Genomic DNA, 21450 nt, shown 5'->3' on the forward strand with positions numbered 1-21450 from the left:
AGAGCGCTCAGCGCCACTGACCTGTAGGAACCGTCCTGATGAACCAAGCCTTCGACGTCGTTGAACTCGCCGCGACTTATGCCAACAAGTCTGCCCAGGACATTCTCAAGCTGGCGTTCAGCCAGTTCGGTGATGACCTGTGGATTTCCTTCAGCGGTGCCGAGGATGTGGTGCTGGTGGACATGGCCTGGAAGCTGAACAAGAACGTCAAAGTGTTCAGCCTCGACACCGGCCGCTTGCATCCGGAGACCTACCGGTTTATCGAGCAGGTGCGTGAGTTCTACAAGATCGACATCGAGCTGATCTCGCCAGACCCGAGCAAGCTGGAGCCCTTCGTCAAAGAGAAAGGCCTGTTCAGCTTCTATAAGGACGGCCATGGCGAATGCTGCGGCATCCGCAAGATCGAACCGCTGCGCCGCAAACTCGCAGGTGTCAGCGCCTGGGCCACCGGCCAGCGCCGCGACCAGAGCCCCGGCACCCGCAGCCAGGTGGCGGCGCTGGAAATCGACACGGCGTTCTCCACCCCGGAACGTACCCTGTACAAGTTCAACCCGCTGGCGCAGATGACCAGCGAAGAGGTGTGGGGTTATATCCGCATGTTGGAGTTGCCTTACAACAGCCTGCATGAGCGTGGGTTTATCAGCATCGGCTGCGAGCCCTGCACCCGCCCGGTATTGCCGAACCAGCATGAGCGCGAAGGCCGCTGGTGGTGGGAAGAAGCCACGCAGAAAGAATGCGGACTGCATGCGGGGAATATCATCAGCAAGGCTTGAGCCTCTGATGCCACCGCCACTGTAGGAGCGAGCAAGCTCGCTCCTACAGAATGCGATATCTGCTTTTGGGCGGGATAAATCTTGTACACAACCTTGTAACCATAAGTGCCATTTTTATGTGCAACTTAATGTACAACGCACCAAAACGTAACATCTCCCTGCGCCAATGGCGCTGTCTATAAATAGCCCTGCAATTAACAAACAAATAAATACCTGTTCAAACGGTCAATTTATAACGTTTGTAATTCAGTAAGTTATTCGCAACCTATATAAAAACGAAATTATCCAAGCTTTTCATATATCCAGAATTGGCACGCATATGGCTTAGGCAGAAGTACGCTTTGTATACAATCAATACAAAACCTACATACACTTTGCCGTCCGCCGCTTTGCCGCGGATGTGCTGGAGCCTGCCGAATGCGTACAAGTCTTTCGAGCAATATCGCGCTGGATCTGCCCTCCTCTACCCTCCACCCCAAGGCTGCATGCCCCGGCCCGCTGGTACTCAGCCCACGCCTGCACAACAAGGACCTGGCCCCCACCAAAATCGAGGGCAGACGCTGGGGGCGCTACAGCATTTTTGCGTTGTGGACCAATGACGTGCACAACATCGCCAACTATTCATTTGCCATCGGTTTATACGCATTGGGTTTGGGCGGCTGGCAAATATTGTTGTCTCTGGGGATCGGCGCAGCACTGGTGTACTTCTTCATGAACCTCTCGGGGTATATGGGGCAGAAGACCGGTGTGCCGTTTCCGGTTATCAGCCGCATCAGTTTCGGCATTCACGGTGCGCAGATTCCAGCCTTGATCCGAGCGGTGATTGCGATTGCCTGGTTTGGGATCCAGACCTACCTGGCCTCGGTAGTTTTCCGCGTGCTGCTGACGGCCATTCACCCAGGGTTTGCCGATTATGACCACGACTCGATTCTCGGCCTGTCGACCCTGGGTTGGGCGTGCTTTGTGGCGATTTGGCTGGTGCAGTTGGTGATCCTCGCCTACGGCATGGAAATGGTACGTCGCTATGAAGGCTTCGCCGGGCCGGTGATACTGCTGACCGTGGCCGCACTGGCCGGCTGGATGTACTTCCAGGCGAACGGGCAGATTGCCTGGTCGATCCGCGAGCCCCTGAGTGGCGGCGAGATGTGGCGCAATATCTTTGCCGGCGGCGCGCTGTGGCTGGCCATCTACGGCACCCTGATCCTCAATTTCTGCGACTTCGCCCGCTCTTCGCCGTGCCGCAAGACCATCCAGGTCGGGAACTTCTGGGGGCTGCCGGTCAATATCCTGGTGTTCGCCGCGATTACCGTGCTGCTGTGCGGCGGACAGTTCCAACTCAATGGCCGGGTGATCGAAAGCCCGACCGAAATCATCGCGGCGATCCCCAACACCTTCTTTCTCGTGCTCGGCTGCCTGGCCTTCCTGATCGTCACCGTGGCGGTGAACATCATGGCCAACTTCGTCGCCCCGGCCTTTGTACTGAGCAACCTGGCGCCCAAGTACCTGAACTTCCGGCGCGCCGGGCTGATCAGCGCCTTCGTTGCCGTGCTGATCCTGCCGTGGAACCTCTATAACAGCCCACTGGTGATCGTGTACTTCCTCTCTGGCCTCGGCGCGCTGCTGGGGCCGTTGTACGGCGTGATCATGGTCGATTACTGGCTGATCCGTAAAAGCCAGGTGGATGTACCGCAGCTGTACAGCGAAGACCCCCAAGGCATTTATTACTACAGCCGAGGCGTGAATATGCGCGCCGTGGCGGCGTTTATTCCTGCGGCGGTGATCGCCATCTTACTGGCGCTGCTGCCGGGGTTTGCCAGCGTCTCGCCGTTTTCCTGGTTGTTTGGCGCCGGCATTGCCGGGTTGCTGTACCTGCTGATTGCCAAGCGTCAGCCGCACTACGCCGATGTCAGCGGCGAAAGCATCGCCGTCGATAACGTCAGTCATTAAACAAGGACTTTCCATGCGTATCCTCGTGGTCAACGTCAACACCACCGAATCCATCACCGACACCATCGCCCAGCAAGCACGGGCCGTGGCTTCACCGGGCACCGAGATTGTCGGGCTCACCCCGTACTTCGGCGCAGAATCGGTGGAAGGCAACTTTGAAAGTTATCTGGCAGCCATCGCCGTGATGGATCGGGTAATGGCCTACGACCAGCCCTTTGATGCGGTGATCCAGGCCGGCTATGGCGAACATGGCCGTGAAGGCTTGCAGGAACTGCTCAATGTACCGGTGGTGGATATCACCGAAGCGGCGGCCAGCACCGCGATGTTCCTGGGGCACGCCTACTCGGTGGTGACCACCTTGGACCGCACGGTGCCGCTGATTGAAGACCGGCTGAAACTCGCCGGCCTCTACCAGCGTTGCGCTTCGGTGCGCGCCAGCGGCATGGCGGTGCTGGAGCTGGAAGAAGACCCGTTGGCAGCCATGGAGGCCATCGTGCACCAGGCGGAACTGGCCATCCGCGACGACAAGGCCGAAGTGATCTGCCTGGGCTGCGGCGGCATGGCCGGGCTGGACGAGCAGATTCGCCAGCGCACCGGGGTGCCGGTGGTGGACGGGGTGACGGCGGCGGTGATGGTGGCCGAGTCGTTGGTGCGGTTGGGGTTGTCGACCTCGAAGGTCAGGACTTATGCGACACCGAGGCCGAAGAAGGTCATCGGCTGGCCGGGCAAGTTCGGACGGTAGACCGATGCGCCTGCATCGCGGGCAAGCCCGGCTCCCACATTGGATTGCGATCACTGTGGGAGCCGGGCTTGCCCGCGACGGCCACGACTCGATGTAAAGCCGTGCTCAGATAGCACTGAACCGTTGAGCCAGTTTCTGCTCGGCAAACTGCTCAATAATGAAATCCACAAACGCCCGCGTCTTGCCCGGCAGCAATTTATGCTCGGCGTAGTAGATGGAAATATTGCCGTCGTCCACATACCAATCGGGTAACACTCGCACCAACGCACCGCTGTCCAGGAACGGCACCGCCATCGGCATGCTCACCAGCGCGATGCCAAGGCCCTGGGCACTGGCGCAGCAAGCGGCTTCGGAGTCGCTCATGGTCATCGCTGGTTTCAGCACTAGAGGGCTGTGCTCGCGCTCACGATGGGTCAGTTGCCATGAACGCACCCGGCCTGTCTGCGGCGAGCGAATCAAGATGCCAAGGCAGTGCGACAGGTCGTCGGGCGCCCGTACCGGCAAGCGCCGCGCCAGGTAATCCGGCGACGCCACCAGCACCCGGTGCGCCGGGGTCAACTTGCGCGCCACCACGCCTTGGGGCAGCTCAAACCCGCCGCCAATGGCCGCATCGAAGCCTTGCCCGATCAGCTCGACCTGGCGGTTATCGAAATGCCAGTCCGGGCTGATATCCGGACAACGCCGCATAAATTCGCCCAGCAACGGCACCACGTACCGGTTACCGAACACTGGCCCCATGCTGACCTTGAGCGTGCCCACCGGCCGCCCTTCGGCACTGGCCAGGTTGGCGACCGCATTTTGGATGGTGGTGAGGCTGCCGCTGACTTCCGCCAGGAACATCTTGCCGGCTTCGGTCAGCGCCAGACGCCGAGTGCTGCGCTGAAACAGCCGCACACCGAGGCGCGCCTCCAACTTGGCAACGCTTTTACCCACCGCAGCCGGGGTCAGGCTCAGGTGCCGAGCAGCCTCGGCAAAGCTGCCACCCTCGGCGCTGCGCACAAAGCATTCGATACTGCCAAAGCTTTCCATATCGCCCCACTCTAAACTTTTGGTTTACACAGACTATAGCAACCACGGGCTACCGAGCTGCGCGGGTGAGGCCGATACTCGCTCCATCAACTACCTCGGAGATCGACATGACCACACACAACCTCACCGGCAAAGTCGCCTTGATTCAAGGCGGTTCCCGCGGCATCGGCGCCGCCATCGTCAAGCGCCTCGCCGCCCAGGGGGCAGCGGTTGCCTTTACCTACGTCAGCTCGGCCGCCAAGGCTGAAACACTGCAGAACGAGGTGATCAGCGCAGGGGGTCAGGCTCTGGCGATTCACGCCGACAGCGCCGATGCCACGGCGATTCGCGCTGCGGTCAACGCCACGGTCGAGGCGTTTGGACGCCTGGATATCCTGGTAAATAACGCTGGCGTGCTGGCCATCGCGCCGCTGGAAGAATTCAAGCTGGAAGACTTCGACCAGACCTTGGCGATCAACGTACGCAGCGTGTTTATCGCCACCCAGGAAGCCGCCAAGCATATGGGCGAAGGTGGCCGCGTGATCAATATCGGCAGCACCAACGCCGAACGCATGCCCTTTGGCGGTGGCGGGCCCTACGCCATGAGCAAGGCGGCGCTGGTGGGGTTGACCAAGGGATTGGCGCGGGACCTGGGGCCACGGGGCATCACCATCAACAACGTGCAGCCTGGGCCGGTGGACACCGATATGAACCCGGCGAACAGTGATTTTGCCGAAAGTCTGATCGGGTTAATGGCGGTAGGTCGGTATGGGCATGTGGAGGAGATTGCCAGTTTTGTGGCCTATCTGGCCGGGCCGGAAGCCGGCTATATCACGGGCGCCAGCCTGACCATCGATGGTGGTTTCAGCGCCTGATTTTTGCAGAACCGCAACCCAAATGTGGGAGCTGGCTTGCTCGCGAATACGGTGAGTCAGTTGATAAATCTACTGACTGACACCCTGCATTCGCGAGCAAGCCAGCTCCCACATTTTTGACCGCGCGGGGTCAGGCCATGGGGGGCAAGCCGTAGGCGGCCAAATCAAAGTCGGCGAGCTTGCGAATAATCTGGTCAGCATGCTGGTACTTGCTGTCAGCCATCGCCTCATCGGGCACCGCAATAGCGGTCATGTGCGCAGCCTTCGCGGCCGTCACGCCGAACGGCGAATCTTCGAACACCAGACAATCCTCAGGCGCTACACCCAACCGGCGCGCAGCGGTAAGGAAGATATCCGGCGCGGGCTTGGCAGCACCGACTTCCGGGTCGTCAGCGGTGACGATGGTGTCGAACAGGCCAAACCATTCACGGTGCAGGGTGGTCTTGTGGCCAAACGAGTTACGCGATGAACTGGTGCCCACCGCAATCAGAATATTGTGCGCCTTCAAGTGCCGCACCAACGCCTCGGCCCCGGGCATGCCCAGGGCCTTGGGAAAGCGCTCGCTCATCAGCGGTTCGCGTATTTCCAGAAACTCGGCGGGCGTGATCGGCAGGTCCAGTGCCTTGACCACGTAATCGGCCAAATCCTGGGCACCCCGCCCGATGATGTGCTGCTTGATGCCCCAGTCGTAGGTACGGCCATAGCGTTCGGCAATGATCTGCGTGACTTCGGTGTAGATGCCTTCGGTATCCAGCAACAACCCGTCCATATCGAAAATCACGGCCTTGATCGGGACAGCGTTACGCGGTGCATTCATCACAACACAACCTTGGGGCGAGGACTAAAAGGATTCAGCACAATAACGGCCCTCATTGCCTGCAAGCAACCTTCGTGGACCACGACCGTTGATTCATACCACGCAACAGTTTTACCCGTCGGCGCTGACGGCGGCCGTCTAGGGTTTGAGAGGAAAACGTCATGACCCGTTGACGCGGATCTGAAAATACCGATTGCAAACCTTATAAAAGACTTATTAACCTCCCATGAATTCAATCCAATGGACGCGAAAAGCCGTCAAACAATTGCTTCGGTTGCATTCGTATCATCAGCAACAGGTACGCGATGCCGTGTCCGCTCTTGAACACATGCCCGATGCAATCAACGTCAAGGCGCTGGTTAACCATCCTCACAGCTATCGCTTGCGGGTAGGTCATTACCGGGTCCTTTTCGACTGGGACGGCAGCATCCAGGTCGTCAGTATCCAAGAGGTTAAAAAACGTGACGAGCGAACCTACTGCCGTACAGATCATCCACAATACGCAGGGCAAGCCAGCCTATGTGGTGATTCCCTATGAACACTATGTGGCGCAGCAAAACGATCCAAACCTGATCCCCCATGCGGTAGTCAGCCGCCTGGTGGATGGCGCAACACCTATTCGCGCGTGGCGCGAGCACCTGAGCTTGACCCAGGAAGAAGTCGCCAGACGCCTGGGTATTTCACAATCGGCATTTGCCCAGCAGGAAGCGGTCAGCAAACCCCGCCGCACCACGCGAGAAAAGATAGCCAAGGCGTTCGGTATCAATGCCAGTCAACTGGAGCTATAACGGCACGCTGCAAAAATTCACGTATCCCTTCACCTCACATCGAGCTCAAACATGCTCTACCGCCTAGCCGCCGACGGCCTCGTGCTGTTCCACCTGGCCTTTATCCTGTTCGTGCTGTTCGGCGGCCTGCTCACCCTGAAGTGGCCCCGGATAATGTGGCTGCACCTGCCCGCCGTTGCCTGGGGCATCGCGGTAGAGGTGCTGCACCTGCCCTGCCCGCTTACCCGTTGGGAAAACCTGTTTCGCCACTTGGCCGGGCAGGATGGTTATGGCGGTGGGTTTATCGAGCACTACATCCTGACGCTGATCTACCCCGCCGGGCTGACTGCCAATATCCAACTGCTGCTGGGAGCTGTGGTGGTGGTGATCAACCTCGCGGTGTATGGGCGGGTTGTACGCCGTTACGTACAGGCTTGAGACAGCTGCGCTGGTGAAAAATCAGCGCACCTCATTCCGTCGTGGTTGCATCTATGACACGCCGAAGAGCAAATGTGGGAGCTGTCGAGCCCCAGCGAGGCTGTGATGGGATCACCGCAGAGCACGCGCCAGACTGAGTCATCTGCATCACAGCCTCGCTGATTGATTTTAATCTGCCAACTGAGCGCTTAGAGTGTCGCCCCCCGAGAATTGAATCTCGAGATTGAACCTATGGAGTTATGAGTGAAATACGTCAGTAAAGTCGTTGCAGCAGCCGTACTTGGTTTCACCCTGGCAGGCTGCACCGGCACCGCCATGAAAACCCAGCAATACGACGCCAGCCAATACACCGTGCTGGGCCACAGCGAAGCCAGCGCCACCGGCATCATGCTGCTGGGCGTCATCCCGATAGGCCAGAACAACCGCTTCGTGCGCGCCCAGGATGCAGCCATCAAGGCCAAGGGCGGCGACGCGTTGATCAACACGCAAGTGCAAGAGAAGTGGTTCTGGGCCTGGGTATTGAACGGCTACACCACCAAAATATCCGGTGATGTGATCAAGCTGAAAACCGCGCAATAAAGTACGAAATTGCCAGGGCGCTGACCCCGGTAAGCGACGTATCATGGGCCTGACTTTCGAGGATGGCCCATGAACCTCAGCATCATTTACGCCCTCGCGGCCGCCGCCCTGTTCGGCGCCAGCACCCCACTGGCCAAAAGCCTTGGCCTGAGCCTCTCGCCCATCCTGCTCGCCGGCCTGCTCTACCTCGGCAGCGGCATCGGCCTTGCCGGTGTGCGCTTGATCCGTGATCGCGGCTGGAAACCTACCGGGCTAACCCCATCGGAATGGCCCTGGCTACTCGGCGCCATCGCCTTCGGCGGCATCCTCGGCCCCGTTGCATTGATGTTCGGTCTGACCCGCACCACCAGCGCCAGCGCCTCGCTAATGCTCAACCTTGAGTCGGTACTGACCGCCGTGATCGCCTGGGTCGTGTTCCGCGAAAACGCCGACCGACGCATCGTCCTCGGCATGCTCGCCATTGTGCTGGGCGGCGTGGTGTTGTCAGGGTCCGGTGCCGACGGCAGCCGCCAGGACTGGTCCGGACCGCTTGCCGTTGCGCTGGCGTGTTTGTGCTGGGGGATCGATAACAACCTCACGCGCAAAGTGTCCGCGTCTGACGCATTGTTTATCGCAGGTGCCAAAGGCTTGATTGCGGGGCTGGTCAATTGCAGCCTGGCACTTTACCTCGGGGCGCAGATTCCCGGCATGGCGCAATTGGCGCCGATTCTACTGGTAGGTTTCCTCGGCTATGGCATCAGCCTGGTGATGTTCGTGCTGGCCCTCCGCGGGCTGGGCAGCGCGCGCACCGGCGCTTACTTCTCCACGGCACCCTTTCTCGGTGCCGCAGTGGCGTTGCTGGTATTTGACGAGTCGGTGACCGCGGCCTTCTGGATTGCCTCGGCGCTGATGGCCGTAGGCGTGTGGCTGCACCTGACGGAGCGGCATGCCCATGAGCATGTGCATGAGGCAACGGAACATGGGCATTGGCATGTGCATGATGAGCATCATCAGCATGAGCATGGGTTTGAGTGGGACTCGAAGGTGCCTCATAGCCATGTGCATGCACATGGAGTGATGAGGCATAGCCATGCGCACTTTCCGGATGTGCATCATCGGCATAGGCATTGAGGTCGGGCTTAGGCATAGGGTGTGACGTCATAGGGCGGCAGACTGAAAGGCCAGACAACTGAGCTGATAGAAGTTGTACTTTTCAAACCCCAGAAATCACAAAACCCCTGGTTTCTTTCGAAACCAGGGGTTTTGTTTACATCGAATTTGGCGGTGAAGGAGAGATTCGAACTCTCGATACAATTTCTTGTATACACACTTTCCAGGCGTGCTCCTTAAGCCACTCGGACACTTCACCGTATCTCGTCAAACCAGTTCAGTCTGTCGAGGCGCGCTAATGTATTCGAAAGCCTTTCTGATGGCAAAGGTTTTTTTCAGAATTTTCATGCGGTTAGACCGTTATGCCATTCACCGTCCGGCAAGGGGTGGTGATTGTGCCATTCTCAGGCATCGGCGGCACGCGTCTGGAGTGCTTGCTGTGCCCTGCTCCGGGGCGTCTACGCTTGGGGATGCAGGAAAAGCCTGACTGGGTAGTCAGTCACGGCGCTTTACCCGCACGGGCGTGGTGAGTAACGTCTGCGCATCTATCTCTATAACAAGCCCTACAAGGAATCGCGTCATGAGTGAGTTGATTGCCTACCACTTCGAAGACGGTATCGCGACCCTGACCCTGAGCAACGGCAAGGTGAATGCCATTTCTCCGGCGGTGGTCAGTGAGTTTAATGCGGCGCTGGATCAGGCCGAGAAGGATCGGGCGGTGGTGATCATCACGGGCACGCCGGGGATTTTGTCGGGTGGTTATGATTTGAAGGTGATGACGGCCGGCCCTAAAGAGGCAATCAGCCTGGTGACCTCGGGTTCGACCCTGGCGCGGCGGATGTTGGCGCATCCGTTCCCAGTGATCGTGGCCTGCCCTGGCCATGCGGTGGCCAAGGGCGCGTTCCTGTTGTTGTCGGCCGATTATCGGATTGGCGTCGAAGGCCCGTTCAGCATTGGCCTGAATGAAGTGGCGATTGGCATGACCATGCACCACGCCGGTATCGAGTTGGCGCGGGATCGCCTGCGTAAGTCGGCGTTTCAGCGTTCGGTGATCAATGCCGAGATGTTTGATCCGCAAGGCGCCCTGCACGCCGGTTTCCTCGACAAGGTGGTGGCACCCGAAGAACTGCACGCTGCAGCACTGGAAGCAGCGCGGCAGCTGAAGAAGATCAATATGAACGCCCACAAGCACACCAAGCTAAAAGTGCGCCGCGCACTGCTTGAAGCCCTGGACGATGCAATCATCCAGGATCAGGGCCATAGCCTGAGCTAAGCCCTACCCCTGCTGCACCAGAGCCCGACCTTGAGTCGGGCTTTTTCTTACCTATAAATGTGAAACGTCCGTAGCCGCTCTAGCTAGCCGTTATCGGCCCATGTGGAAACATGCGCTTAAACATCGGCTATCTCCTACGTCTGTAGGGGCAATTGCCGAATACAGTGCACATCCGTACACTGCGCCACCTTTTGTCCCGATGGGCCGTGTCGATGCTTTTTCTGTTGCGTATGTTGTTGATGAGCCTGCATTTTATGATCGCTGGCGTGCTGGGTGTGCTGGTCGGTGTGTGCCGGCCGTTCAACCCGGACAACAGCCGTCTCTGCGCTCGCCTCTATGCGTTGCCGGCCATGCGGATCTTGGGCTTGAACGTGAAGACCGACGTCGACTCGCTGCGCGACAAGCCCGGTACCTGCGTGGTGATCGCCAACCATCAGTCCAATTACGATTTGTTTGTGTTCGGCAATGTAGTGCCCCACCGCACGGTCTGCATCGCCAAGAAAAGCCTGAAATGGGTACCACTGTTCGGCCAGTTGTTCTGGCTGGCGGGCAATGTGCTGATCGACCGTGGCAATGCGCACAAGGCCCGGCGTGCGATGCTGACGACCACGCATACCTTGCAGCATGAGGACACGTCAATCTGGGTGTTCCCGGAAGGTACGCGCAACCTGGGCAAGGGGTTGTTGCCGTTCAAGAAAGGCGCGTTCCATATGGCGATTGCGGCCGGTGTGCCTATCGTGCAGGTGTGTGTCAGCAATTACGTGACGCAGATGAAGCTCAATCGTTGGGACAGCGGCAGTGTGCTGATACGCTCGTTGCCGCCGATTCCTACCTGTGGGTTGACGGTGGATGACATCCCTCAGTTGCTGCTGACGTGTCAGACGCAGATGGATGAATGCATTGCACAGATGGACCGTGAGCTTGTAGGAGCGAGCTTGCTCGCGAAAAACGTATAAGCGACGACGGTCCCATCTGATGGCGCCGCCTTATCGTTGACGATTGTCGCGGGCAAGCCCGCTCCCACAGGGGAACGGGTATATCGGTGAGCAACAACGGAACGCCATTCAGGCTAAGCTGCCCAACATCTGTCCTATTGATAAGAAGTGATCAGCACCATGGGTAGAGTTGTTGCGGCTGCCGTCTACAGCGCCGGTAAGAAAGTCTCGGATATCACTCTCGATGAAGGCGCGGCCTGGGCCGCCAAACCTGGGCACTTTGTGTGGATCGGCCTGGAAGAACCCAGCGCCCAGGAACTGAACAACCTGCAACGCCAGTTCAACCTGCACGAGCTGGCGATTGAAGACGCCATGGAAAAACACAGCCGCCCGAAGCTGGAAACCTTCGGCGACGCGCTGTTTATCGTCACCTACTCACCGGTGCGCGAGAACGGCAAGCTGGAGTTTATCGAAACCCATATCTTTGCCGGCAACGGCTACATCATCACCGCACGCAACGGCCACTCGGCGTCCTACGGTTTTGTGCGCCAGCGTTGTGAGGCGCGCCCGTTGTTGCTGGAGCATGGGGAAGATTTCGTACTCTATGCGTTGCTGGATTTTGTCACCGAAAACTATCAGCCGGTGAGCGAGGCGATCCACGCCGAGATTGATGAGCTGGAGCGTAACGTGCTGTGTAGTTCGCTCAACGAGCGCGATATCCAGCACCTCCACGGCCTGCGCCGCGATGTGTTGCGGCTCAAGCGGCACGTGGCGCCGATGGTGGAGATCAGCCAGGAGTTGCAGAAGCTCAGCTTCCCGTTTATCGACAAGAACATGCGCCCGTATTTTCGTGATGTTCAAATCCACGTTACGCGACAGATGGAAGACCTCACCACCCTGCGCGACATTGCCAGCCAGACCATCGAGATCGGTGTGTTGCTGGAGGCTTCGCGCCAGAGCGTGGTGCAGCGCAAGTTCGCCGCGTGGGCGGCGATCCTGGCGTTCCCCACGGCGGTGGCGGGGATTTACGGGATGAACTTCCAGAACATGCCCGAGCTGCAATGGCACTACGGCTATTTTGGGGTGCTCGGTTTTATTACCTTGGGCTGTACCGGTTTATGGGCCAGCTTCAAGCGTTCGGGCTGGCTTTAAGCCTTGGCTTCAGGCTGGTGCGCCACAAAGCGCATCATCCACTCCGCCACGGTCACGCCGTGGTGGTCGCGCTCCAGGCTGGCCACGCCGTTGCTGTAGACCTTTTCACCCAGGGTTGTCTGAAGTATTTCCAGCAACTCACGGGAATAGTCGTGAACAAACTCCGGATGGCCCTGGAAGCACAGCACCTGGTCGCCAATGTGATACGCGGCAAACGGGCAGAATTCGCTGGAGGCGATCACGGTGGCGTTTTCCGGCAAGGTGGTGACTTGGTCCTGGTGGCTGATCAATAGCGTCAGCTCCGGCACCTCGGGGCTCATCCATGGCGTCTTGGCATCCAGTTTGTAGGCGTGGGTGCCCATCCCCCAGCCCTGGCTGGCACGTTCGGCCTTGCCGCCCAGCAGCAGCGCGAGTAACTGATGGCCGAAGCACACGCCCAGCAGCTTGTCGCCGCGCTCATAACGCGTGAGCAGGTAGGTCTTGAGCGTCTGGATCCAGGGGGCGGTACCGAAGGAATCGGCCTTGCTGCCGGTGATCAGGTACGCGTCAAACACTTCGTCATCCGGCGGGTACTCGCCTTGCACCACGTTGTAGACCACAAACTCGGCGGCTATCGGTTGCTTGGCGAACAGGCGCTTGAACATCTGCCCATAGCCTTGGTACTCATCGATCAAAGCGGGACGCAGAATATCGGTTTCCAGGATGCAGACGCGTAGCGACATAAAAAATACCTGACACGGCGATGGGAATATTGCACACCCCAGAGCCTGCCTTGAAATACACCTTCAAAGCAAGCTCCCCTCCTACATTTTGATTACCGGAACACTTCACCCTGCGCGGCCTTTTCCAGCAACAACGCCGGCGGCGAGAAGCGCTCCCCGTACTCCTCGGCGAGGTAGCGGGCGCGGGCGATGAAGTCGTTCAGCCCGTACTGGTTGATAAACTGCAACGCGCCGCCACTCCAAGCGGCAAAACCGATGCCGAAGATTGAACCAACGTTGGCATCCGCCGTGGACATCAACACGCCCTCCTCCACACAGCGCACGGTTTCGATGGCTTGGATAAACAGCAAGCGGTCACGCACATCCTGGGGGGAGATTTGCTTGCCGGGCTGTTCGAACCGGTTTTTCAGCTCAGGCCACAGGTGCTTCTGGCCGCCAGCGGGATAGTCGTAAAAACCACCGCCGGCCGCCTTGCCCGTGCGCTTGTATTCGTTCACCAACAGATCGATCACCGCCGTCGCCGGATGGTTCGGCATAGCCTTGCCTTCGGCCTGCAGGTCCTTGGCCGTTTGCTGTCGGATATGGCTCATCAGGCTGAGGGACACTTCATCGGACACCGCCAACGGCCCCACTGGCATGCCGGCCTTGCGCGCTTCGGTCTCGATCATCGGCGCAGCCACGCCTTCGCCGAGCATGGCGATGCCTTCGTTGGTAAAGGTGCCGAATACCCGCGAGGTAAAGAAACCGCGACTGTCGTTGACCACAATCGGGGTTTTCTTGATTTGCAGTACGAAGTCAAAACCTCGGGCCAGGGTTTCGTCGCTGGTGCGCGCCCCCTTGATGATTTCCACCAAGGGCATCTTGTCCACGGGGCTGAAGAAGTGCAGGCCGATAAACTTGGCTTGATCGGGCACCGCCGCGGCCAGGCCGCTGATGGGCAAGGTGGAGGTGTTGGAGGCGATCACCGCGTCGGTCCCCACCACCCTTTGCGCCGCGGCTGAAACCTTGGCCTTGAGTGCGCGGTCTTCGAATACGGCCTCGATGATCAGGTCGCAGCCGGCCAGGTCGGCGTCATCCAGCGTAGGATGAATGCGCGCCAGGGTGGTTTCGCGCTGTTCGGCGGTCAATTGCCCACGGCTGAGTTTCTTGTCCAGCAATGCGGCCGAATGGGCTTTGCCTTTTTCGGCGGCGGCCAGGGTGATGTCTTTGAGCACCACCTCGATACCCGCACAGGCACTGACATAGGCGATGCCCGCGCCCATCATCCCGGCGCCAAGCACGCCGACTTTGCGCGTTACATAAGGCGCAAAACCCTGCGGTCGCGAGCTGCCGGCATTGATTTGATTGAGCTGGAACCAGAAGGTGCCGATCATGTTCTTCGCTACTTGCCCGGTCACCAGTTCGGTGAAGTAACGGGTTTCGATCAGGTGTGCGGTGTCGAAGTCCACCTGGGCGCCCTCGACTGCAGCACAGAGGATTTTCTCCGGCGCGGGGAAGCAGCCCTGGGTCTTGCTACGCAAAATCGACGGCGCAATGGCGAGCATCTGCGCGACTTTAGGGTGGGACGGCGTGCCGCCGGGAATCGCGTAGCCCTTGGTGTCCCAGGGTTGCCTGGCCTGCGGATTAGCCAGAATCCAGGCACGGGCTTGGGCCAGCAATGCCTCGCGATCCGCCGCCAACTCATCAATCAAACCCGCTTGCAGGGCCTGGGCGGGCCGCACCTTTTTGCCTTCGAGCAAATACGGCAAGGCTTTTTCCAGGCCAAGCATGCGCACCATACGCACCACGCCGCCGCCCCCGGGCAACAGGCCGAGGGTGACTTCCGGCAAACCCAGTTGCACGGACTTGTCGTCCAGCGCGACCCGGTGATGGCAGGCCAGGCAAATTTCCCAACCACCGCCCAGGGCCGCGCCATTGATCGCGGCGACCACCGGTTTGCCGAGGGTTTCCAGGCGGCGCAATTGCGCTTTCAATACCAAGACACTGTCGTAGAACGCCTTGGCCTGGGCTTTATCGACCTTGATCAGCTCATTGAGGTCGCCCCCGGCAAAAAAGGTTTTCTTGGCCGAGGTGATCACCACTCCGGCGATCTCGTCCTTTTCCGCTTCCAGGCGCGCGAGGGTAGCCGCCATGGCTTCGCGGTAGGCGGCGTTCATGGTGTTGGCGCTCTGGCCGGGCATGTCCAGGGTCAGTACCACGATCTGGTCCTGGCCTTTTTCGTAACGAATGGCATCGGTCATGACAAATTCCTTAGGCTCAGAGGCGTTCGATAATGGTGGCGATCCCCATGCCACCGCCGACACACAAGGTGGCCAGGCCGTAGCGTTGCTGGCGCACCTCGAGCTCGTCGAGCAAGGTGCCGAGAATCGCGCAGCCGGTGGCGCCCAAGGGGTGGCCCATGGCGATGGAGCCGCCGTTGACATTGACCCGTGCGGCGTCGATGCCCATGTCCTTGATGAACTTGAGCACGACCGAAGCAAAGGCTTCGTTGACTTCGAACAGGTCGATGTCTTCAACCCGCAGGCCGGCTTTGGCCAGTGCTTTGCGAGTGGCCGGCGCGGGGCCGGTGAGCATGATGGTCGGGTCGGTACTGGTCACCGCCGTGGCGACAATACGCGCCCGCGGTTGCAGGCCCAGTTCACGGCCTTTGGCCTCGGAACCGATCAGCATCAGCGCGGCGCCATCCACAATGCCGGAACTGTTGCCCGGCGTGTGCACATGGTGGATGCGCTCCACGTGGCTATAGACCCGCAACGCGGTGGCGTCGAAGCCCATCTGCCCCATCATTTCGAAGCTCGGCTTGAGCTTGCCCAAGCCCTCGAGGGTTGAGTCGCCGCGGATAAATTCGTCATGATCCAGCAGCACGATGCCGTTCTGGTCGTGCACCGCGATTAGCGACTTATTGAAGGAACCGTCTGCCCGCGCCCTGGCGGCTTTCTGCTGGGACTGTAGGGCAAAGGTGTCAACATCCTGGCGCGTGAAGCCTTCCAGGGTGGCGATCAGGTCGGCACCAATGCCTTGGGGCGTGAAGTGGCTGTGCATATTGGTTTGCGGGTCGAGCACCCAGGCGCCGCCATCGCTGCCCATGGGCACGCGGGACATGGATTCGACGCCGCCGACAACCACCAGGTCGTCGAAGCCGGAGCGCACCTTCATCGCCCCCAGGTTCACCGCTTCCAGGCCTGAAGCGCAGAAACGATTGACCTGCACACCGGCAACACTGACATCCCAGTCGGCCACCAGCGCGGCGGTCTTGGCGATATCGGCGCCCTGGTCGCCCACGGGGGTGACGCAGCCTAGGACGATATCATCCACTTGGCGGGTGTCGAGGTCGCTGCGCTGCGCCAGCGCCGTGAGCAAGCCGGCCACCAGGTTTACCGGCTTGACGCTGTGCAGGGCACCGTCGGCCTTGCCTTTTCCCCGGGGCGTGCGTATCGCATCAAAGATCAAAGCTTGGGTCATGACATCCTCGAACCGCTATGGGTGTGTGCCCCTACCTTAGGCCCGATTGACACGGTTTCAATGACGGATGCGCTCATTGCTTTTGACCCCCTCGCTCGGACGAACGGTAGGTACCTACGGGAAATGCCTGATTAATCGTTTTAGCTGTCTAGCCCTAGGGCTGGCGCCAAGATGGCAATAAGCCTCATGCCGTTTTTAGCGCAAATACTTCTTAGCTGATATGAAATGAGTCTAAGCCAGAAAGAACGGGCGCTCTAAGGTTGAATCTGTAAGACGCTGCTGCCGGGTTTTGCTGGAGCAGCTGTAAGAAAAGTGCAACGTCACCTCGCGATACTGACTTCAACGGCACGCATTTGACGCTCAGGAATAACAACAAAAGAAAAGGCAGTCAGCCATGTTCAAACAATCGAAAGTACGTCAGGCGGGACTTATCCTGTTCGCCACCACCTTGATTCTGATCTTGCCCAATTTAACCAAGGTTATTGGGTGACACTCCCAGCTTCCGTGCACACACCGCACCAGGCCTGCAGCTTTTGGCAGCACCTGCCAGGACATTGCGCTTAGCGCTCCTGTTGCAGGGGCTGTCTTTTTACCTGCCGTTTTCCGTTATCGTGTGCGCCCTCACTCTCTCGCAACGGGCCTGTGCCTTGAAACCGATCCTCGCCCTTTTTGCCCTGCTGCTGAGCCTGCCTGCGGCGGCGGCACAGTTGACCATCGAGTTGGACCACACCCACAAAACCTGGGAGACCGCCGAGCTGCTCAAGCATCCCGACGCTCAGACGGTGCAAATCGTTGATGATGTGTCCTACAAGCGCAACATGACCTATCGTGCGGTGCCTCTCGCGGTGCTCTTGCCGGGCCTTAAATCTGCGAACCACCTGCAAGCCGTTGCCCTTGATGGTTTTGCCGCCGAACTTGCCGCCGCGCCGTTGCTGGAAAAAAACGGCGCCCGCGCCTGGCTGGCCGTGGAAGACCCGGCCCATCCATGGCCACCGCTGGCACAGGGCAAGCCCAGCGCCGGACCGTTCTATCTGGTCTGGACCAACCCTCAAGCTGGGCATATCAGCCCGGAACAGTGGCCGTTCCAGGTCTCCAGGTTCAAACAGTTGCAGACGGTTGGCGAGCGTTTCCCGGCGTTATTGCCCGACCCGAAGCTGGCGGCGAACGACCCGATCAACCAAGGCTTCGCGTTGTTCCAGAAGAACTGCCTGGCGTGCCATCGCCTCAATGGCGGCGGTGATGCCCAGATGGGGCCGGACCTGAATGTGCCCTACAACCCCACCGAGTATTTCAGCGGCGATTTTCTCAAGCGTTACATCCGCGACCCGCAAAGCCTGAGGCATTGGCCACAGGCGAAGATGCCGGCGTTTACAGCCAGTGTATTGCCAGACAATGAGTTGGATTTGCTGGTGGGGTATCTGCGGCATATGGCGGGCCGCAAATTGTAGGAGCGAGCTTGCTCGCTCCTACAGTTATCAGTTATCGATCATTGCTGCGGCGCCACAAATACCTTGGCATGCATCTGCTCATGCCCACCGCCACGGCGCATGCCGCGTACCGGGCAGGCGTCGAGGTAGTCCAGGCCGATGGCCAGCTTCAAGTGCCGCTCCGGCCGCGCCAGTTGGTTGGTCACGTCAAAGCTGTACCAGGCGTCATCCAGCCAGGCTTCGGCCCAGGCATGGCTGGCCAGGTGCGCGCTGTCTTCGGTGTACAAATACCCCGACACATACCGCGCCGGGATCCCCAGGCTGCGTGCGCAGGCCAGGAACGCATGGGTATGGTCCTGGCACACCCCAGCGCCCCCTGCGAACGCTTGGGCGGCGCAGGTATCGACGTCGGTCGCGCCGGGGGTGTAGACCATGGTGTGGTTGAGCGCCTGCATCAAGTCGATAAGCGCCGTGCGGTCGCGACGCTGATGGCAGTTTTGCTCGGCAAACCCGCGCAGGGCGTCGTCGGGCTCGGTGAGGCGCGTGGAGCGCAGGAACGGAAAGGCAGACTGGCTTTCGTGTTCGGCCTCGCGTAATTCATCGATCTCCACCACGCCCCGGGCGCCAATGATGATGGCGTCATGGGGCTCGTCCAGGGTGAGCACATGCAGGATGTTGCCGAACGGGTCCACCTGCGCCCGCACCGGGCGCGGCAGGTCGAGTTGCCAGCTCAGCACGTGCTGGCGCTCGCTGTCATGGGGGGTCAGGCGCAGGTACTGGATGCTGGCGCGCACCTGGTCTTCGTAGTGGTAGGTGGTGTCGTGGCTGATGGAGAGTCTCATGCCGCCTCCAGGTAGGAACTGTAGATGGCGTCGCCCAACTGGCGGACCAAGGGGATAAAGTCGGTCAGCCAGGCATGCAGGCCTTCCTCGAGGATTTCGTCGATGGCGGTAAAGCGCAGGCGCGCATCCATCTCGGCGGCCAGGCGCTGGGCCGGGCGACCATTGAGGCCTGGCAGGCTCGCGAGGATCTGGTCGATCTCTTCGCTGCAAGCACGCAGCGAACGCGGCACATCCGCGCGTAACAGCAGCAGCTCGGCCACTTGCCGAGCGCCTGGCGCATCGCGATAAATCTCGGTGTACGCCTCGAACGACGACAGGGCGCGCAGCAACGCACTCCATTGGTAATACGCGTGAGCCGTACCATCGCTGACCGCAGCCGCCTGTTCGCCGGCCATTTCATAGCGGGCATCCAGCAGGCGCAAGGTGTTATCGGCGCGCTCGATAAAGGTGCCCAGGCGGATAAAGCGGAAGGCATCGTTGCGCATGATGGTGCCGTACGTGGCGCCCCGAAACAGATGGGAACGCTCCTTGACCCACTCACAAAACCGGCTCATGCCGTAATGGCTGAGCCCCTGCTGGGCGATATCGCGAATGTCCAGCCAGGTGGCGTTGATGTTTTCCCACATGTCGGCGGTGATCCGCCCACGTACCGCATGGGCGCTGGCCCGCGCCGCGCCCAGACAGCTGTAGATGCTCGCCGGGTTGGCCGCGTCCAGGGCAAAAAAATGCAGCAAGCGTTCAGCGTGCAGTGGGCCATGGCGCTCGTGGTAATCGTCCAGAGTGCCGGTGATCAACAGCGGCATGGCTAATTCATGCAGGCCATCGCCGCGCCCGTCCTGGGGCATCAGCGATAGCGAATAGCTGACATCGAGCATGCGCGCGAGGTTTTCGGCACGCTCCAGGTAGCGCGACATCCAGTACAAATCCGAGGCAGTTCTACTCAACATGGCATCAGTCCTCGACCACCCAGGTGTCTTTGGTTCCGCCGCCCTGGGACGAGTTGACCACCAGCGAGCCTTCGCGCAGCGCCACACGCGTCAGGCCACCCGGCACCACGCGGGTGTCCTTGCCGGACAACACGAAGGGGCGCAGGTCGATATGGCGCGGGGCGATGCCGTTTTCGACAAAGGTCGGGCAGGTGGACAAGCACAGGGTCGGCTGCGCGATATAGGCGTGTGGCTTGGCCTTGATACGCGCCCGGAACGCTTCGATTTCTGCGGTTGTAGACGCCGGGCCAACCAGCATGCCGTAACCACCGGAGCCCTGGGTTTCCTTGACCACCAGGTCGGGCAGGTTGGCCAGCACGTGGGACAACTCGTCAGGCTTACGGCATTGAAAAGTCGGAACGTTCTGCAGGATCGGCTCTTCATCGAGGTAGAAGCGGATCATCTCGGTGACGAACGGGTAAACCGATTTGTCGTCCGCGACTCCGGTGCCAATGGCGTTGGCCAGCACCACATTGCCGCAACGGTAGGCGGCGAGCAGGCCGGGTACACCAAGCATCGAGTCGGGGTTGAATGCCAAGGGATCTAGAAATGCATCATCGAGGCGACGGTAGATCACATCGACAGCCTTGGGTCCATCGGTGGTGCGCATGAACACACGGTCATCGCGCACGAACAAATCCGCGCCTTCCACCAACTCCACACCCATTTCCCGAGCCAGGAAGGCATGTTCGAAGAACGCGCTGTTGAAACGCCCGGGCGTCAGTACCACCACACTGGGGTTATCCAGGGGGCTGGCGCTTTTGAGGGTGTCGAGCAGCAGGTTGGGGTAATGGTCGATGGGCGCGATGCGCTGGGCCGCGAACAACTCGGGGAACAGACGCATCATCATCTTGCGGTCTTCGAGCATGTAGCTGACACCGCTGGGCGTACGCAGGTTGTCTTCGAGCACGTAGTACGTGCCGTCGCCATCGCGTACGAGGTCCACCCCGGAGATGTGCGAATAGATATCGCGGTGCAAATCCAGGCCCTGCATTGCCAGTTGGTATTGCTCGTTGGCCAATACCTGCTCGGCGGGGATGATGCCGGCCTTGATGATGCGTTGGTCGTGGTACAGGTCGGTGAGAAACAGGTTCAGCGCCTTGACCCGCTGGATGCAACCGCGTTCGACAACCCGCCATTCACTCGCCGGAATGCTGCGGGGGATGGTATCGAAGGGGATCAGGCGCTCGGTGCCTTGTTCGTCCCCGTAGAGGGTGAAGGTGATGCCGGCGCGGTGGAACAGCAAATCGGCTTCACGCCGGCGCTGGGCCAGCAGTTCGGCAGGGGTGTCGGCCAACCAACGGGCGAACTCGCGATAATGGGGGCGAACCTGCCCTGCCCCATCGTACATTTCATCGTAATAAGTGCGGATCATGCCGTACTCCTTGTCACCCGGACGCAAGAACCTTCGCAAGGCCCGTGCCAGCGGCATAAACACTTGATAATCAAACAGTTGCATAATCCGAAGGGATTTGCCGCACCGTCCTGGTGCGCGCAATTGCCGGGGCCACACCGTACGCTCCGTTGCAATGCGGCGTTTGGCTATCAACAGCATAGTCAGAGTTGATTTCACTGCCCGCCTGCACATGCGGATAATCGCCCACATCGGTTGAACA

General features: G+C 59.8%; 20 protein-coding genes, 1 tRNA gene and 1 pseudogene. 13 read left to right on the forward strand and 9 right to left on the reverse strand.

Annotated elements, in window-relative coordinates; genetic code table 11:
- Positions 1-38 precede the first annotated feature (38 nt).
- The 3 genes from JJD66_RS17550 to JJD66_RS17560 all read left to right on the forward strand — a co-directional run bounded on the left by JJD66_RS17550 (position 39) and on the right by JJD66_RS17560 (position 3462).
- Positions 39-773, forward strand: coding sequence for a phosphoadenylyl-sulfate reductase (locus JJD66_RS17550; RefSeq protein ID WP_198714505.1), 735 nt, complete (start codon positions 39-41; stop codon positions 771-773).
- A gap of 417 nt (positions 774-1190) precedes the next feature.
- The gene (locus JJD66_RS17555) at positions 1191-2720 is read left to right on the forward strand and encodes an NCS1 family nucleobase:cation symporter-1 (RefSeq protein ID WP_198714504.1); all 1530 of its coding nucleotides are present in this window, start codon (positions 1191-1193) and stop codon (positions 2718-2720) included.
- A gap of 13 nt (positions 2721-2733) precedes the next feature.
- On the forward strand, positions 2734-3462 hold the full coding sequence (locus JJD66_RS17560) for an aspartate/glutamate racemase family protein (RefSeq protein WP_057701053.1): 729 nt from the start codon (positions 2734-2736) through the stop codon (positions 3460-3462).
- Between the two features lie 105 nt (positions 3463-3567).
- On the opposite strand, the gene JJD66_RS17565 is transcribed toward JJD66_RS17560, so the two are convergent.
- The gene (locus JJD66_RS17565) at positions 3568-4491 is read right to left on the reverse strand and encodes a LysR family transcriptional regulator (protein WP_198714503.1); all 924 of its coding nucleotides are present in this window, start codon (positions 4489-4491) and stop codon (positions 3568-3570) included.
- Between the two features lie 107 nt (positions 4492-4598).
- Between JJD66_RS17565 and JJD66_RS17570 the strand changes: the two genes are divergently transcribed.
- A complete protein-coding gene (locus tag JJD66_RS17570) occupies positions 4599-5345 on the forward strand; it encodes a 3-oxoacyl-ACP reductase family protein (RefSeq protein WP_198848439.1) in 747 nt (248 codons plus the stop codon).
- Between the two features lie 130 nt (positions 5346-5475).
- Here JJD66_RS17570 and JJD66_RS17575 read toward each other — a convergent pair whose 3' ends face one another.
- Entirely contained in the window at positions 5476-6162 is a 687-nt protein-coding gene (locus JJD66_RS17575) for an HAD-IA family hydrolase (RefSeq protein WP_198714502.1), read from the reverse strand.
- A 226-nt stretch (positions 6163-6388) separates the two neighbouring features.
- On the opposite strand from JJD66_RS17575, the pseudogene JJD66_RS17580 reads away from it, so the two are divergent.
- The 5 genes and pseudogenes from JJD66_RS17580 to JJD66_RS17600 all read left to right on the forward strand — a co-directional run.
- Positions 6389-6640 (forward strand): annotated as a pseudogene (locus JJD66_RS17580) (type II toxin-antitoxin system RelE family toxin); the annotation flags it as partial.
- Positions 6624-6950 carry a helix-turn-helix domain-containing protein gene (locus tag JJD66_RS17585; protein WP_047711582.1) on the forward strand — a complete coding sequence of 109 codons (327 nt, stop codon included), beginning with the start codon at positions 6624-6626 and terminating at the stop codon, positions 6948-6950. The pseudogene JJD66_RS17580 and the gene JJD66_RS17585, both read left to right, overlap by 17 nt.
- A gap of 51 nt (positions 6951-7001) precedes the next feature.
- Positions 7002-7367, forward strand: a complete 366-nt coding sequence (locus tag JJD66_RS17590; protein WP_198714501.1) for a DUF2784 domain-containing protein — start codon at positions 7002-7004, stop codon at positions 7365-7367.
- Positions 7368-7610: 243 nt separating this feature from the next.
- Positions 7611-7946: a hypothetical protein gene (locus JJD66_RS17595; RefSeq protein ID WP_003193349.1), complete on the forward strand. Its 336-nt coding sequence runs from the start codon at positions 7611-7613 to the stop codon at positions 7944-7946.
- Between the two features lie 69 nt (positions 7947-8015).
- Positions 8016-9056, forward strand: coding sequence for a DMT family transporter (locus JJD66_RS17600; RefSeq protein WP_200648662.1), 1041 nt, complete (start codon positions 8016-8018; stop codon positions 9054-9056).
- 148 nt (positions 9057-9204) lie between these two features.
- Here the strand turns inward: JJD66_RS17600 and JJD66_RS17605 are convergent.
- Positions 9205-9294 (reverse strand) — tRNA-Ser (locus tag JJD66_RS17605).
- Positions 9295-9615: 321 nt separating this feature from the next.
- On the opposite strand from JJD66_RS17605, the gene JJD66_RS17610 reads away from it, so the two are divergent.
- The 3 genes from JJD66_RS17610 to JJD66_RS17620 all read left to right on the forward strand — a co-directional run bounded on the left by JJD66_RS17610 (position 9616) and on the right by JJD66_RS17620 (position 12395).
- Positions 9616-10308 carry a crotonase/enoyl-CoA hydratase family protein gene (locus JJD66_RS17610; RefSeq protein WP_014719521.1) on the forward strand — a complete coding sequence of 231 codons (693 nt, stop codon included), beginning with the start codon at positions 9616-9618 and terminating at the stop codon, positions 10306-10308.
- Positions 10309-10520: 212 nt separating this feature from the next.
- Positions 10521-11264, forward strand: coding sequence for a 1-acylglycerol-3-phosphate O-acyltransferase (locus JJD66_RS17615; RefSeq protein WP_198714497.1), 744 nt, complete (start codon positions 10521-10523; stop codon positions 11262-11264).
- Positions 11265-11423: 159 nt separating this feature from the next.
- Complete coding sequence (locus JJD66_RS17620) at positions 11424-12395, forward strand: magnesium and cobalt transport protein CorA (RefSeq protein WP_034127041.1); 972 nt, start codon at positions 11424-11426, stop codon at positions 12393-12395.
- Here JJD66_RS17620 and JJD66_RS17625 read toward each other — a convergent pair.
- The 3 genes from JJD66_RS17625 to JJD66_RS17635 form a co-directional block, all read right to left on the reverse strand.
- The gene (locus tag JJD66_RS17625) at positions 12392-13117 is read right to left on the reverse strand and encodes an amidotransferase (RefSeq protein WP_200648663.1); all 726 of its coding nucleotides are present in this window, start codon (positions 13115-13117) and stop codon (positions 12392-12394) included. The two genes, JJD66_RS17620 and JJD66_RS17625, sit on opposite strands and share 4 nt — an antisense overlap.
- 92 nt (positions 13118-13209) lie before the next feature.
- On the reverse strand, positions 13210-15357 hold the full coding sequence (locus JJD66_RS17630; protein ID WP_200648664.1) for a 3-hydroxyacyl-CoA dehydrogenase NAD-binding domain-containing protein: 2148 nt from the start codon (positions 15355-15357) through the stop codon (positions 13210-13212).
- Positions 15358-15373: 16 nt separating this feature from the next.
- Positions 15374-16579, reverse strand: coding sequence for an acetyl-CoA C-acetyltransferase (locus JJD66_RS17635; RefSeq protein ID WP_200648665.1), 1206 nt, complete (start codon positions 16577-16579; stop codon positions 15374-15376).
- Between the two features lie 647 nt (positions 16580-17226).
- Here JJD66_RS17635 and JJD66_RS17640 point away from each other — a divergent pair.
- The gene (locus JJD66_RS17640; RefSeq protein ID WP_200648666.1) at positions 17227-18027 is read left to right on the forward strand and encodes a c-type cytochrome; all 801 of its coding nucleotides are present in this window, start codon (positions 17227-17229) and stop codon (positions 18025-18027) included.
- Between the two features lie 38 nt (positions 18028-18065).
- Here JJD66_RS17640 and JJD66_RS17645 read toward each other — a convergent pair whose 3' ends face one another.
- The 3 genes from JJD66_RS17645 to JJD66_RS17655 are packed head-to-tail and all read right to left on the reverse strand — an operon-like array spanning position 18066 to position 21209.
- Complete coding sequence (locus JJD66_RS17645) at positions 18066-18848, reverse strand: transglutaminase family protein (protein ID WP_200648667.1); 783 nt, start codon at positions 18846-18848, stop codon at positions 18066-18068.
- Positions 18845-19795 carry an alpha-E domain-containing protein gene (locus JJD66_RS17650; protein WP_034126756.1) on the reverse strand — a complete coding sequence of 317 codons (951 nt, stop codon included), beginning with the start codon at positions 19793-19795 and terminating at the stop codon, positions 18845-18847. Before JJD66_RS17650 ends, JJD66_RS17645 begins: the two co-directional genes overlap by 4 nt.
- Positions 19796-19799: 4 nt before the next feature.
- Positions 19800-21209: a circularly permuted type 2 ATP-grasp protein gene (locus JJD66_RS17655; RefSeq protein WP_034127039.1), complete on the reverse strand. Its 1410-nt coding sequence runs from the start codon at positions 21207-21209 to the stop codon at positions 19800-19802.
- Positions 21210-21450 lie beyond the last annotated feature (241 nt).

It is taken from the genome of Pseudomonas sp. MF6751 (genome assembly GCF_016613265.1).
Classification (GTDB): Bacteria; Pseudomonadota; Gammaproteobacteria; order Pseudomonadales; family Pseudomonadaceae; genus Aquipseudomonas; species Aquipseudomonas fluorescens_BV.

Bases quoted from the DNA above. Each gene is read 5' to 3' on its own strand.
- JJD66_RS17635 (WP_200648665.1), bottom strand. From the start codon at position 16,579: ATGACCCAAGCTTTGATCTTTGATGCGATACGCACGCCCCGGGGAAAA.
- JJD66_RS17555 (WP_198714504.1), top strand. From the start codon at position 1,191: ATGCGTACAAGTCTTTCGAGCAATATCGCGCTGGATCTGCCCTCCTCT.
- JJD66_RS17645 (WP_200648667.1), bottom strand. From the start codon at position 18,848: ATGAGACTCTCCATCAGCCACGACACCACCTACCACTACGAAGACCAG.
- JJD66_RS17550 (WP_198714505.1), top strand. From the start codon at position 39: ATGAACCAAGCCTTCGACGTCGTTGAACTCGCCGCGACTTATGCCAAC.
- JJD66_RS17630 (WP_200648664.1), bottom strand. From the start codon at position 15,357: ATGACCGATGCCATTCGTTACGAAAAAGGCCAGGACCAGATCGTGGTA.
- JJD66_RS17565 (WP_198714503.1), bottom strand. From the start codon at position 4,491: ATGGAAAGCTTTGGCAGTATCGAATGCTTTGTGCGCAGCGCCGAGGGT.
- JJD66_RS17655 (WP_034127039.1), bottom strand. From the start codon at position 21,209: ATGATCCGCACTTATTACGATGAAATGTACGATGGGGCAGGGCAGGTT.
- JJD66_RS17600 (WP_200648662.1), top strand. From the start codon at position 8,016: ATGAACCTCAGCATCATTTACGCCCTCGCGGCCGCCGCCCTGTTCGGC.
- JJD66_RS17615 (WP_198714497.1), top strand. From the start codon at position 10,521: ATGCTTTTTCTGTTGCGTATGTTGTTGATGAGCCTGCATTTTATGATC.
- JJD66_RS17650 (WP_034126756.1), bottom strand. From the start codon at position 19,795: ATGTTGAGTAGAACTGCCTCGGATTTGTACTGGATGTCGCGCTACCTG.
- JJD66_RS17625 (WP_200648663.1), bottom strand. From the start codon at position 13,117: ATGTCGCTACGCGTCTGCATCCTGGAAACCGATATTCTGCGTCCCGCT.
- JJD66_RS17570 (WP_198848439.1), top strand. From the start codon at position 4,599: ATGACCACACACAACCTCACCGGCAAAGTCGCCTTGATTCAAGGCGGT.
- JJD66_RS17620 (WP_034127041.1), top strand. From the start codon at position 11,424: ATGGGTAGAGTTGTTGCGGCTGCCGTCTACAGCGCCGGTAAGAAAGTC.
- JJD66_RS17575 (WP_198714502.1), bottom strand. From the start codon at position 6,162: ATGAATGCACCGCGTAACGCTGTCCCGATCAAGGCCGTGATTTTCGAT.
- JJD66_RS17560 (WP_057701053.1), top strand. From the start codon at position 2,734: ATGCGTATCCTCGTGGTCAACGTCAACACCACCGAATCCATCACCGAC.
- JJD66_RS17610 (WP_014719521.1), top strand. From the start codon at position 9,616: ATGAGTGAGTTGATTGCCTACCACTTCGAAGACGGTATCGCGACCCTG.
- JJD66_RS17590 (WP_198714501.1), top strand. From the start codon at position 7,002: ATGCTCTACCGCCTAGCCGCCGACGGCCTCGTGCTGTTCCACCTGGCC.